A 13,471-nucleotide genomic window follows, 5' to 3' on the forward strand; every position below is an offset into this window, starting at 1 on the left:
GATGCCCAGTTTTAATTCCAGGTAATATGCAAGTTAAACGTCCAACAGCTTACTATTGGTGTCGAATTACTTGAGTTAACGTTTTGCATGATTTGTAAAGATATTAAAACTTAATCTTACTACATCAAAAAAGTCTGAGAATTGAATTATCTTAAGAATTCTCAGTAAATTTGGAAGAATTTCACGAATTATCTGTGCATGTTCGCTCGTTTCTTTTTCTCTCTATACCTAGTTAAAAATTTTTATTATGGCAGAACCTAACAATACTTTTGCTACCGCGACAGATATCGATCCAAGCTCAAACTTTTACCTTGAGCAGAATGTCATCCTCACCGATTCAGTCAGTGCAAGTGACACTGATGATTACTACAGGTTCTATACTCTCTACGGGCCATCGACCCTGTACGCCCCTCTTAACGGTTTATCAGCCGATGCCGACCTTTACCTCTACGACCAAAACCAGAACCTAGTTGCCAGTAGTACCCTCGGCGGCAACCTGAGCGAAACTATTAACGCGTCGCTACAGGGCAATCAGTACTACTACGTGAAGGTACACTCCTATTCAGGAGTCCCCACAAACTATAACCTCTATTTATACAACGATTATTCTGGCCCAACCTTAGCAACAGCAAGAGATATCGGCACTAGTTGGGGTCAAAGCAGCAGTAAATATTTGGCTTATAACAAGATTAACTGGCAAGACTATCTCGACTATCGTGATAACGTTGATGTCGTGAAGTTTACAATGGAAGCTCCTGGCACTATCAGTCTGCGGATGAAAGACTTCACGTATACTGGTGGGCTACAGGCCAAGATGCAGCTCCTTGACTCCAACGGCAACGTACTACAGACTGTTTCTGGTACAGTGGGCGATGGTCTCAATGTCGATCGCTACTCTGCCCCTGCTGGTGTCTACTACGTAAAGTACACCCAGATTTCTGGCTCCGACCCCTACACCATCCGCATCGTCACTGATTACGCAGGTGATGTTACTGGCACAGCACGAGACTTAGGCAATGTCAGTGGCAGCAGTCGTCGTTTATACGACATGGTAGGAGGCCCATTTGGATTGCCAACCTATGAAGATGGTAACGATCTCTACAAATTCACCCTGGATAAAACCTCACCAATCGATTTACGGTTAGACATCGATACCTCTGCTTTCCCAACTCCAACCTTTGATGCCAATTTACGCCTCGCCCGTGACACAAACAACGACGGGTTTATTTCTGCAGGAGAAGTCTTCCTTTCATCGTCGAATCCAGGAGACGATCAGCTCTCAACCACCTTAGGGGCTGGTACTTATTACATCCAAGTAGTGCCAAACGGAGCTTATACCAGCTATCAGCTTGATCTCGATTCCGACTTCGATGCTGTTAAGAGCGATCCACAGGCGTACAATAATATGTCACAGGCGCGATCACTCGGTGCTTTAATTGGAGAAACGCCCTTTAATTTGGGTGATGGGTTTGGCATCAGTGCGGGTGATTTCTCTGATTACTTCAAGTTCACCATGACCACTGCGGGAAAACTCTCGGCTTCAGCATTTAATAACCCCTACTACTCTAGAACTACCCAGAATCCCACCCTGTCAATTGTCCAAGACTTGAACAATAACCAGCGGCTCGACCCTGGTGAAACGATTACGTCCTTTAGTGTTGGTTCGCTGACCGCTAACCTGGCAGCAGGAACCTACTTTCTGCATACAAATGGTACCGGTGAACAGGCTGCCTACGACCTCCGATTAGTCTCAGACTACGCCGGAAATACCTTAAGCACAGCTCGCCCCCTAGCAGCGATCGCGGGAGCAACGCCAGCCAATCAAATTTTCCAGGATTACATCGAACAATTCTTCGATGCCTCCAGCGATGTTAATGACTTTTATCGCTTTGATTTGTCAAATACTTACGAAGTCACGTTGAACACCACGGGCGTTGCTGGTGAAGACTTATCGCTTTCACTGATCAAGGATGTCAATAATAATAATGCGATCGATGCAGGTGATATTTTAGCCACATCAAACGTCTTGAACTCGCCTACAGAAAGTCTCTCGCGGGTACTGGGGGCTGGACGATATTTTGTCCGCGTCCAGGGGGTTAATGGTTCCACAAACTATACCCTGACCTCAAAGTTCGTCAGTCCGAGTGAAGATCCTGATGACACGATCGCTAAAGTTCAAAATAGGGCAGGGAATATCAAGACACTAGGTCAGTTCGCTGACTTTTCCTTGAGTCCACAAACTGATGTCGATCTGGTCAAATTTACCGTCTCTGCTGGGCAGCAAGTTGGGTTCGATGTGGATTCTCGCAATGGATCAAACCTCAACACCTACCTAAGGGTCTTCAATTCCAGCGGCACACAACTTGCGGCCAACAATGATGGAGCCGCGCCAGGTGAAACCTCTAGCCAGTTTTCTTACTTGGCTTATACATTTACTCAGGCGGGCACATACTACGTCGGCGTGTCGTCAAACCCAAATTCTAATTACAACGCGGTGACAGGTCTTGGTGATGTAGCTGGCTCAGGGGCTACGGGAGACTATCGTTTGACGCTGAACGATCTCGGACTAGTATTGACCGGCGATGGTGGGAATAATGCGATCGCTGGCGGTAACGGCAACGATAACCTCAATGGGGCTGGGGGCAATGACACGCTCACTGGCGGTGCTGGCAATGACATACTAATTGGTGGCACTGGCAATGACCTACTGGTTGGTGGTGCTGGTAATGATGTGTTAACCGGAGGTGATGGGGCAGATACCTATCGATTTACAGCTGCTAGCGATCGCCTAGATACAATTAATGGCTTCAGTGGCTCTGGTGGCGACAAAATTCAGATATCTGCCGTAGGCTTTGCTGGCGGATTGGTTGCAGGCACTTTAAGCACAAACCGTTTTCGTTCCGGTGCAGGCATTACGACAGCAAACACGACAACTCAGAGGTTCATTTACAATACGACAAATGGAGCTTTGTTCTTTGATGCCGATGGCAGCTTAGGGGGATCTGCACCATTACAGATTGCCACCTTGTCCGGCAATCCTACCCTGAACAATACCAATATCGTGGTTATCTAAATGCCAACTCTGTTTGTAATCTTCAAGTAGCCATTACCAAATGAAATTTAAGTTTTGAGTCACTGTGTACTATTGACAGTACAAACCTATTTGATTAGTGAAAATTAAAAAGCTTAGATTCCCGACATTTTAAAGATGTCGGGAAATTTATTATTGCTAGGCAATATTAATCTAGAATTGCTGATGGCGATCCAAAAAAAGAAATCGCCGCAGTATGTACTCCGAAGTTTCAAACATCGTGCGTCTACATGGAGGTTTCGTTAATGTTTCTCGCCTCTTCCGCTAAACCTATTGATGACAATCTCAAAAATTTTGTAGACGAAATAGAAGCCCAAAGTCCTAGTTTATCAGTTTTAGCAGCGCGTGAATTACGTTATAGTTTGCGTCAAACTCCTATAGAAGTAAATATCAAGGAACCCCGCCAGTTTAACGTACTTGAAGAATTTATTATCCGCGCTGCCATTGAATTTCAGCCTCCACCAACCGAAGATGAATTAGCCTCTGTACTGGGACTGGATTCTGTATTTATCAAAACTACTACTGCAACTCTTCGCTCATTGCAAACTTTATCAGCAACATCGCCACTAACAGTTACTCCTGAAGGGCGTTCATTTTATGAAAAAGGTTCTGTACCACAGCCGCCCTATCCTATACAAATTAATGCTATTACAGACCCTTTAAGCGACAAAATAACTTTTCAATCTGAATCCTTAAATGAGACAGTGATAAAATTGCCTGACTTAGCAGACTTTATCACTATTGATCGTACAATTGCTGATATTGCTTCCTTACCGCTTGAGGAAATCCAAAAAAGTATTCAAGCTTCAGGTTTAGCCTTTCATATACCAGAAGAGGGAAAAATCGTCACTTCCTGTAAGGTACTAGCTTCAACTCAAAAAATTTGGAGAAAGATATCGCTTTTCGTTATATTTGATGCTCTGGAAGATAAATTGAGGATTCAAATAAGAAATGGAAAGCAAATTTTAGAGTCAGCATCAAATTGGTTAGAAGTTCTACATGATGAAGGCAAAATATCCTTGCAAACATTATGCAAATTGTCAATAGAAACCATCATTTTGGAACGTGAAGCCATCCTCAAACAGAAAAATACTGAAATAGAAACTAGACTCGAAAATATTCGCCAAAAGTCCTTAAAAGCTGGCGAGGGAGTAGATAATTCTAAAGTGTTGGGTGAAGCCGTGCAGGTACGCGATGGAAAAATTTCTCAAGTTTTTCTAGAAGTTTTAAATTCAGCTAAAAGTCAGGTTTTAATTTATTCGCCGTGGGTGAATCAGGCAGTTATCAATGAAAAGTTTTTAACTCTATTGCAGAAATTAGCTAATCGTGGAGTTTGGATTTTAATTGGACATGGAATTGCGCGACAAATAGAAAATGAAGATAAACCAATTACACCAGAAATAGAGAAAAAACTTCGAGCAATCAAAACACCTGATGGTTTACCATCTGTGCAGATTTTCTGGTTGGGAGATTCCCATGTTAAAGAAGTAATAGTCGATCGCAAAATACATCTTTGTGGCTCTCATAACTGGCTATCTTATCGCGGCGATTACCTACCAAGAGGTGAGTCAGTTTATAAGGTTACAATTCCCCACCAAGTCCAGGAAGCTTATGAATTTCTGGCTAATCGCTTCCAAAATCATGCTCAAATTTTATGGCAAAATGCTCTAGAAAATCATGATTTTAAACTAGCTATAGAGTCTTTGTGCATTTGGGGTGCGCTAGGTATGGAAGATATTGCACTCAAAAAGATACAGCAAAACAATTGGCTAGAACTTCTGTCTGTGTGGTTAAATATAGCACTTCAGGGGCTAAAGTCTAAGAATATACAATCTGATTCGGAAATTTTTAAAACGGCACTTTCGTTGTTAAATCAGGTTTCAATTGAAGAGGCTTTTATTGAGTTATTACAGCAAGGATGGCGTAAAGTTATCAGCGCGATCGCAACTCACAATCCTCAAACTGCTTTAAACTTACTTAATGATGAAGTCTGGGTGCAGTTTTTACGTCTCAATATTGTTCAAAAGAGTGATTCACCTGCTAATTTTATATCCAAAAATACATAACTCAAATACGTGTTAAGTAGTCAAGTTGTGCAAGTATTTGTCAAAAAAGCATCTATGCTATCTTTACGAACATTTCTCAAACTCTAATAATTTCGTAAATTTAAGATAGCATAAACATACTATTATCAGCATTATATCTGCTGTATTATGTAATACTAGCACCCTAATGGTACGCAGGCAAAATGAATATATATTGAGATCATAGATATTTTTTTAAATAAGTAGCATGAGGTGTCTAATAAAAACTTATAGAAGGATGTGTGTTTGCTTGACCCCAACTGTCTGAAAAACTGAACTTTTTAAAATCATATATATGTCTATTTGTACAGCGTACAAATCATGATTAAGATAGTTTTCATACTTAAGTAATAATAATTTTACTGAAAATAGACCAGAAATCTATAATTCCGATTTCCCATGAGTTCGCAATTAAATGATTCTTAACCTTTGATTATCTAAAAGATAGATCCAGATGTGCGTCTAATTCGATACAATTTATAGGCAGAGAGAGCCGAGGAGAACAAAGTGGTCTTATTAAAAGGCTTTGAGATTGAGATGTACACTGGCACGCCTCAAGGTGAAATCGTCGGTCTCTCCGACAAAATTGTTGCCGCTTTGGGTGAATTTATGCGGGAGCCAGATAGCCGCAACGTCGAATACATAACCCAACCATCCCAGAATTACGAGAATTTATTGTGTGCCTTGCTACGTCCCCGGCGAGTGTTGCGAAACTACCTCAATCGCTTGGGCGATTACACCCTGATACCGGGGAGTACTTTATCTTTGGGTGGGAGCGATCGCTTTCTCCGCTCCGATCCAGCAAACCCCTATCATGACTACATTGAGAACACCTATGGCACGAAAGTAGTCACCGCTAGCGTCCACATAAATATAGGCATCAGCGATCCAGAAGTCTTAATGCGGGCGTGTCGAGCGATCCGCATGGAAGCACCTCTATTTCTCGCCCTCAGCGCCTCATCTCCCTTCTTAGATGGCAAAACTACAGGCTATCACTCCACCCGTTGGGGCCTCTTTCCCCAAACGCCTAGCCATGTGCCTTTATTTGCCAGCCATGCCGATCATATCCAGTGGGTGGAGGATCAACTCGTTGCCGGAACGATGCAAAACGTGCGGCATTTGTGGGCATCAGTTCGACCAAATGGCGATCGCCGTCCTTATGACTTGAATCGCCTAGAACTGCGAATTTGCGATTTAGTCACAGATCCCATTGCCTTGCTAGCCATTACTGCCTTATTAGAAGCGCGTTTATTGCAAATAATCGAAAATCCCAGCATCGATCCTTTAACTCAAAGTACCTTCTCTCCTGAAGAACTCGTCACCCTGACTGCTGAGAACGAAGCGGCGGCGGCGGCTGGTAGTCTTGATGCTCATTTGAGGCATTGGCAAGATGGCAGAAGCATTGTAGCAAGAGATTGGATTGCTCAAATGTACCAAGAGGTTTGGGCGATCGCTAAACAACAAGGCTTTAGCTGTTTCCTTTCCCCTCTGCAAAAAATCCTCCGCGAAGGCAATGAAGCTCAACAGTGGTTGCAATTACACACAGTCGGTTTTGACAGCCAACGCGTTATCACTCAGGCGATTATTGCCACCCAACACCGTGAAATCGAACTCGAAAACAAATTGTGTTCGTCCTTGCTTGCTTAACTCAAAAGGTATTGGGAATGGGGCATTGGGCATTGGGCATTGGTCAATAATCAATAAATAGCTCTTCTTCCCCTGCTCCCTTCCTACTCCCCTTTTCAAACAAAAAGACACAAATACTTAGTGTTTCTACACAAAACTTAATATTCACCGATTTTAGGCAAATATCCTCTCAGGCATTGCTCTGGGAGAGTTTACGATTCGTTTTAAAAAACTAATCGATGCGGGATACTTGATTATTATTAACAAAACCTATGAATCACCTCTGCCTTTTGGTAGATTTAACATTGACAGTAGATTGTTTTATACAATACGCAAATTATACGGACAATGCCCCAGGTAGTTTTAGTGAACCCACAAATCCCTCCTAATACAGGTAATATTGCCCGTACTTGTGCAGCCACAGGTACAGAGTTACATTTGGTGGGGCCTTTGGGGTTTGAAATTAGCGATCGCTACCTCAAAAGAGCAGGCTTAGACTACTGGCCTTATGTCAAACTGCACTATCACGAATCGCTAGAAGCCTTTAAAAAGGTACATCAGGAGCGTGGAGGCAGATGGTTAGGTTATACGGTTGGTGGAAATTGTAATTATGTAAGCTTTCAATTTCAACCTGATGATTGGCTGCTGTTTGGTAGTGAAACCACGGGCTTACCACCAGCAATTCTGTCAGATTGCGATGCTACTCTCTATATTCCCATGAGCCAACCGGGGGTTCGCAGTTTGAATCTGTCAGTAAGTGTGGCAATTGGATTATTTGAAACCCGTCGTCAGTTAGGCTATTTACAATAGTTGTTTACCTTTATGTTCATAAGTATATTTACTTAGAGAGTCTACAAGAATCTATTAACAGATTTATTTGTGGCGGCAAAAATTTTCGTGGTGACAGCAACAACATGTAAAACAATATACCGAAAATTGGATTTATCCCCGAAATGTAGTGGAAGATACTTACAAGCATAGGAAGGTTATTATAAGAAATTTGTATATAAAACTTGGGATATTGCCAAATTTGAATGATAGATTTTGATGAATTTGAAACATTTTAAACAAGGAACAAGATCCCTAGAACCTATTCATGTACTAGATTTGAGCTATTATTGCTCAGTAAGGTACAGAAAACAGTCCAAAACTAGCCGATAGTTAATACGGTTGTTTTTTAGGGAATAATCAACGTAAAGTCTCGTGTTGAGAAGACGGATGACGTAGAAATATCTTGAAGATATCTACAGCAGGGGGCATGACTTTTCCAGAAGTCGACCGCAACTGAATTCTCCGCAGCGACTATGGACTTGGCAAATGGTTTGTCCAGTCCCCGCGATTGACGCAAGACAAGCGCGGACAATGGTAAAAAGTAAAATGTCCTAAGTGGTGTTAGGAGTGGTTCGGACAAGTAAACACAGCAAATCTTAAGTTTTGCTAATACATGTAAACTTGTCTAAATCAGAGAAGCAGGTTAATCTTGCGTAAGCATCTCTGGTGAATGCGATCTCGATCTATCGTTCGTTGTGATCTAAATCATTGACTAGTATCCAACTGAAAAATCGAGGTCAGTAAAGCGCTAGTAGATCATAGGAGGTCGTCTTTGAAACGAGCATTAAAAAAGAGAGTAAAAGCTGTGTTGAACAATAACCCCAACAGCGATGATGCCCCGGTAGAACTGCTAAATGTGATGAATCCAAAAGTTAACCGCCGGGTGCGGACAAAAGCCGCCATGATTGGCTTGGCAATCTCTATGGGAGCAACCAGCCTTTTGGTGACTCGACAAAGCGATCAAGCCCAAGCAGCGGTTCCAGTAGGCAGCCAAAAGGCAACCTCAGCGATTCCTGCTGTTCCTGACACTGAGGTGAAATTCGCCTCCACAAAGCTGGAGTCCCAAGCAGTCTCATCAGCGAGCGTGCCGGAAAATCCTGTGATCGTGGAACCAACGGCAGTTTCACAAGTGCCTGGGCTTGAAGCTAAATGGCAAGTCGCGGCAAGTGGAATGTCTTTGCAAGTTCCGGCATCAAACACGTTTTCTCAAGCAACAGCAGTTTATAAAAATTCTACCTACCTGAAGCCCCAAGTGGCCCAGGGATTGAACAATACCTTAGCCGAGACTAGTTTCCCAACAGTCAATAATCTGTCTGACTATAGTGCTGATGATGTTGGTGGTACAAACGCATCACTAACTGCCCAGCCCCAAACAGTGGCAACGTCAACCGCGGCCAACAGTGAAATAAATGCACAACTTAAGGCGCAACAAGAGTTCGCACTAAATCGCTTACAAGAAAAATCAAACCGTTTAAGAAAGAGTCTGGCACAGTTGCAGTCTGGGGAAACCAAAAATTTATCACAAACTGATATAGAATTGGCACAGCCGACAACTGTAGTTGAGAATAGTGTATTAGCCCAGCCGAACACTTCTGATGATGCCAGCCAAGCGAACCTGATATCGAAGTTAAAACAGAAGACACAGGCAAGCGCATTTGTACCAGTACCAGCTACACCAACAGTTATTGCCTCCGCGACCCATACAGCCTACGAAGTAAAGCCTGGAGATACACTAGCAGCGATCGCCAGCAGACACAATACTTCAGTATCAGAACTAGTTAAGGCAAATAACCTAAATAATCCAAATGAACTGCAAATTAGTCAAAAACTAGTTATTCCTGCTGTTCAAGTTGAAACGACTGTAGCGAATAAGCCAACTTTTGTAGAGTCCAGTAAAACTCCACAAGTAGCCAGCTACCCTTTGAATATTGGTAGTGCTAACTCATATTTACCTAGTTCACCATCACCAGCTATTGCCGACAACACTCGCATTGCCGTCCCTACACCGGTAACTGTCCAGGTTCAGGCAAATAGTGCGACCGACTTAGAAACAACTTCCCCCACAGCTAGGTCTTATGGCGTCGGTGGTGACACTCCAGTGCCAACAGCTTTTGCCGAAATGCAACAGCCGAAAACACCAGCAAATAGGGTAGCAAGGGCAAGCAATAACAATAATGACCGCTTGCGGGGCTTACAAGCGGAAATTCAGAGGTTACAGCAGAAATATCGCGCTCAACAGTCTGGGAACTTAGTTGTGCCAGAAGTAGCAACTGAAGCTAATAATGCTGCGTTGCTCACTCCTGTTGCTACGCCTAATAATTTCACTGTACCCAACCCTGTATCTAGACCAAATAGTGTAGCGATACCAATTCCAGTTCCTACGCCTATTAGTAGATCCAACTATAGCGTTCAGCCAATTAACCCCCAATTCCGTACTAGTGTACGCCCTAGCGAACCAGTAAACCCAGAGTTCGTGCCTAATCTAGGGTCTGCTAGTCAATGGACTCCCTCTCGCACTCAGTCTGCCACAAGGGTTATAACGCCTTCGGGAAGAGTCAATGCCTCTGACTCCTTAGGAAAGATGCGGGGAACAACAGTTTCTCCACAAACAATGCCGCCTTTGGCAGCAGTGGATCAATATCTGCCCAGACCCATTGACGAACTTACACCTCCTCCATCTACTTCGACCTTGGCTTATATTTGGCCAACGAAGGGTACTCTCACTTCTGGCTTTGGTATGCGCTGGGGAAGACCCCACAAGGGAATTGATATTGCTAACTCCACTGGCACGCCAGTTGTTGCCTCTGCTGACGGTACGATAGAGAAGGCTGGCTGGAACAATGGTGGCTATGGCAACCTCGTCGAAATCCACCATCCTGATGGCAGTTCGACCCGCTATGCCCATAACAGCAAGATTCTGGTGCAACCGGGTCAGCAGGTACATCAAGGAGAAATAATTGCTTTAATGGGTACTACTGGTCACAGCACTGGTACACACTGCCATTTTGAAGTTCATCCAGCAGGCAAAGGCGCTGTTAACCCAATAGCTTTCCTACCGCAACGCCTGTAATTATTGGCTGTCTGTAACTAAATTATTGCCTTGTTCGTTGAGGGAGTTTACCTCCCTCTTTTGCTTTTTATGTCCTCAACAGGGATGAATATTCTAATAAAATTGTAAAAGGGTCTAGTCTTAAGCAAATTTGTATGCTATATTAATAGGTAATTTGGAAAAACATGGCTCAGTAGCTCAGTTGGTTAGAGCACGGGACTCATAAGCCTGGGGTCGTTGGTTCAACTCCGACCTGAGCCACTTTAAAAGTAAGACTGCATAAATGCACATTCATGTCAATCCATCTGGGCTTTGTCTGGAGAGCGATGTCTACGACGGGCTGCACCTACGCATTCTAAATACAAAGCTGAATCAACAGCTTGAGTTTGCGCGGAATGCGATCGCCAGCAGACTAGCGCAGTTAATTTTTCAACACTGATGCAGTCCATACCACTATTACTCAGGTTTTACCCCTTATATAAATAAACACATTGCCGCTATCAAGAATGCGACATCTAATTTATGAAATACTTTAATAGTAGACTTTTTTAGAGAAGAAAATAAACGACCATTAAAATATGAATTTTTTGGTTTTGTGACCTCAATTTGTGAAAACATTGAAAATCTCTATTCGCTTTTGAATAATCATATAAATTAATAAAAACCTTGTGTAGCAAGCTTTTTGCAGGATAAAATTAACGACATTAATTTGTTAAACTACGACATCTAATTTATGAATGTACAACAACCCTATTGAGCATCGGCTGTTTCCACATCTGACCCGTGTTTGTCAGGGCGTGATTTTCGATTCGGTCGAAATGGTTAAAAACTTGATGGCAAATGCCAAGACCCAAACTGGTCTGAAGGTGTTTACAACTATCTTGACTCAGGTATATAAAACAGGTCGCAAAGTCACAGGGGATTTCAAGCAAACGATGAAAATTGTGTTTGATGATTATTTGCCCCAATGGAATTATACTGCCAAGCCACAGGTGTGATAATTCTAAATCTTATTTAATCCATATTCCTTAGTATTGCTACATTATTAAATGAGGCTTTTTAACTGGTGTACTTCAATCCTACTATCTCCCCAAATGACAGAGACGCGAAATTTCGCGTCTCTACGTACCTAGTCCATTACTTGTTTACCTTCCCCAGGCAAATCCAAAATTGGCGCGATCGCCTCCGGTAAAGTCGCAGCAATCGCACCTTAAAGCTAAAAACCTATACTTCTAGTTCAACACCGAGCGATCGCTAAATCGATAATCTCAAAGTACACGTAGTAAGCTAGGAATGCTTTCAATTGCTGACAAATCCCGAATTTCTGCCAAAGCTTGCCGAAAATTACCTTCTCGCACATCATGGGTAACAACTACAATCTCTGCAAGTTCCCCTTGAAAGCCAGTTTGGACAATTGACTCTAAGCTAACGCCATAGTTACCAAAGCAAGTCCCCAATTTCCCGATAACTCCAGGTTGGTCATTGGTGAGGAAACGGGCGTAAAACCGAGTTATCAATTCTGCCATCGGTGCAATTTGACAGTATTCTTGATGTCCACAAGTTAATAAGGGATTTGCAACTGCTGTATTGGTTTTTAGGACAGCAACTAAATTTAAAATATCTGATGTTACAGCACTTGCGGTTGCACCAGCACCAGCACCAGGTCCAAAAAACATTACTTGCCCGATTGGTTCTCCTTCGACAAGAATGGCATTGTAAACGCCGTTGATGCTAGCCAAAGGATGGGTTTTGGGCACTAACGTCGGATGAACTCTGACGGACAGAGGAGATGAGACAGTATCACGTTTAGCGATCGCTAACAATTTAATCACAAATCCCAATTTTTCGGCGTAGGCAATATCTGTCTTACTGACTTGCCGAATTCCTTCAGTATAAACATCTTGTAAGTTTATCCGTCCACCAAAGCCTAATGATGCAAGGATAGCAATTTTATCGCCTGCGTCTAAACCATCGACATCGGCTGTGGGGTCAGCCTCAGCATAACCCAATCGCTGGGCATCAGCTAAGACATCGTTAAAGTTACTGCCTTCTGTTTGCATCCGTGTCAGGATGTAGTTCGTTGTACCGTTAACGATACCGGTTATTGTGTGAATGCGGTTAACGCTTAAAGACTGCTTCAGGGGTTGAATCACCGGAATTCCACCACCCACAGCAGCTTCTAGCATGACGTAGACGCCGGCTTGATTGGCAGTTGTGAAAATTTCTGCCCCAAAACGGGCGATCGCTGCTTTATTGGCGGTGACTACATGCTTACCATTACTTAAAGCTTTGAGAATTAGCGATCGCGCTGGCTCTAGTCCGCCCATCACCTCGACAACTATATCTACCGCTGGATCGTTGACAATAGAATCTAAATCTGTAGTTAATACTTCCGTAGACAATTCTACTGCACGGGGTCTATCTAGCGATCGCACTCCCACCCGATAAATTTCTATCTCTTGCAACAATGGGTGACGCCCAGCGCTATCTTGCAACAGCTGCACTGTTCCCGTTCCCACGGTGCCTAATCCCAGTATTCCTAGTTTCACACCCACAAATTTTGCACCCAATTTATTTTTTAGTGCTGTTAGCGGATAGCTAAGGTTTAGCCCGTGCTGAGTGCTGAGTAGTAACAAGTATTATTTATTACTGTACTCTTCAGAACTGAGAACTCTTGCCTCAGCTATTTACAATATTCATAACAAAACAATTGTAGGTAGAGCGTTTGCCCTACCTACTGATTATCCTGCTTCCTTTGTCATTTGTCCTTTGTTCTTCGTCCTTTGTCTA

The 13,471-nt window shown here is 43.0% G+C and carries 8 protein-coding genes and 1 tRNA gene; 7 read left to right on the forward strand and 2 right to left on the reverse strand.

The window, feature by feature from the left end; genetic code table 11:
- The first annotated feature begins 247 nt into the window (after positions 1-247).
- From HWQ39_RS15130 to HWQ39_RS15155, 6 genes are all read left to right on the forward strand, one after another.
- The gene (locus tag HWQ39_RS15130) at positions 248-3,073 is read left to right on the forward strand and encodes a calcium-binding protein (RefSeq protein WP_292846271.1); all 2,826 of its coding nucleotides are present in this window, start codon (positions 248-250) and stop codon (positions 3,071-3,073) included.
- Between the two features lie 263 nt (positions 3,074-3,336).
- The gene (locus tag HWQ39_RS15135; RefSeq protein WP_292846274.1) at positions 3,337-5,157 is read left to right on the forward strand and encodes a hypothetical protein; all 1,821 of its coding nucleotides are present in this window, start codon (positions 3,337-3,339) and stop codon (positions 5,155-5,157) included.
- Positions 5,158-5,682: 525 nt separating this feature from the next.
- Positions 5,683-6,822, forward strand: a complete 1,140-nt coding sequence (gene gshA, locus HWQ39_RS15140; protein ID WP_292846277.1) for a glutamate--cysteine ligase — start codon at positions 5,683-5,685, stop codon at positions 6,820-6,822.
- Positions 6,823-7,149: 327 nt separating this feature from the next.
- Positions 7,150-7,611, forward strand: a complete 462-nt coding sequence (locus tag HWQ39_RS15145; RefSeq protein ID WP_292846280.1) for a tRNA (cytidine(34)-2'-O)-methyltransferase — start codon at positions 7,150-7,152, stop codon at positions 7,609-7,611.
- Between the two features lie 793 nt (positions 7,612-8,404).
- Positions 8,405-10,702 carry a peptidoglycan DD-metalloendopeptidase family protein gene (locus HWQ39_RS15150; RefSeq protein WP_292846283.1) on the forward strand — a complete coding sequence of 766 codons (2,298 nt, stop codon included), beginning with the start codon at positions 8,405-8,407 and terminating at the stop codon, positions 10,700-10,702.
- 166 nt (positions 10,703-10,868) lie between these two features.
- Positions 10,869-10,942, forward strand: a tRNA-Met gene (locus HWQ39_RS15155).
- Between the two features lie 35 nt (positions 10,943-10,977).
- On the opposite strand, the gene HWQ39_RS15160 is transcribed toward HWQ39_RS15155, so the two are convergent.
- Positions 10,978-11,130 carry a hypothetical protein gene (locus HWQ39_RS15160; RefSeq protein WP_292846286.1) on the reverse strand — a complete coding sequence of 51 codons (153 nt, stop codon included), beginning with the start codon at positions 11,128-11,130 and terminating at the stop codon, positions 10,978-10,980.
- Positions 11,131-11,418: 288 nt separating this feature from the next.
- On the opposite strand from HWQ39_RS15160, the gene HWQ39_RS15165 reads away from it, so the two are divergent.
- A complete protein-coding gene (locus HWQ39_RS15165) occupies positions 11,419-11,679 on the forward strand; it encodes a hypothetical protein (RefSeq protein WP_292846289.1) in 261 nt (86 codons plus the stop codon).
- Positions 11,680-11,949: 270 nt separating this feature from the next.
- Here HWQ39_RS15165 and HWQ39_RS15170 read toward each other — a convergent pair whose 3' ends face one another.
- Positions 11,950-13,236 carry a homoserine dehydrogenase gene (locus HWQ39_RS15170; RefSeq protein WP_292846292.1) on the reverse strand — a complete coding sequence of 429 codons (1,287 nt, stop codon included), beginning with the start codon at positions 13,234-13,236 and terminating at the stop codon, positions 11,950-11,952.
- Positions 13,237-13,471: the final 235 nt, after the last annotated feature.

Source organism: Nostoc sp. NMS8, from assembly GCF_017115045.1.
GTDB lineage: Bacteria > Cyanobacteriota > Cyanobacteriia > Cyanobacteriales > Nostocaceae > Nostoc.

Excerpts from the sequence above, each read along its gene's own strand:
- HWQ39_RS15135 (WP_292846274.1), top strand. The coding sequence starts at position 3,337 with ATGTTTCTCGCCTCTTCCGCTAAACCTATTGATGACAATCTCAAAAAT.
- HWQ39_RS15160 (WP_292846286.1), bottom strand. The coding sequence starts at position 11,130 with ATGGACTGCATCAGTGTTGAAAAATTAACTGCGCTAGTCTGCTGGCGA.
- HWQ39_RS15165 (WP_292846289.1), top strand. The coding sequence starts at position 11,419 with ATGTACAACAACCCTATTGAGCATCGGCTGTTTCCACATCTGACCCGT.
- HWQ39_RS15130 (WP_292846271.1), top strand. The coding sequence starts at position 248 with ATGGCAGAACCTAACAATACTTTTGCTACCGCGACAGATATCGATCCA.
- HWQ39_RS15145 (WP_292846280.1), top strand. The coding sequence starts at position 7,150 with ATGCCCCAGGTAGTTTTAGTGAACCCACAAATCCCTCCTAATACAGGT.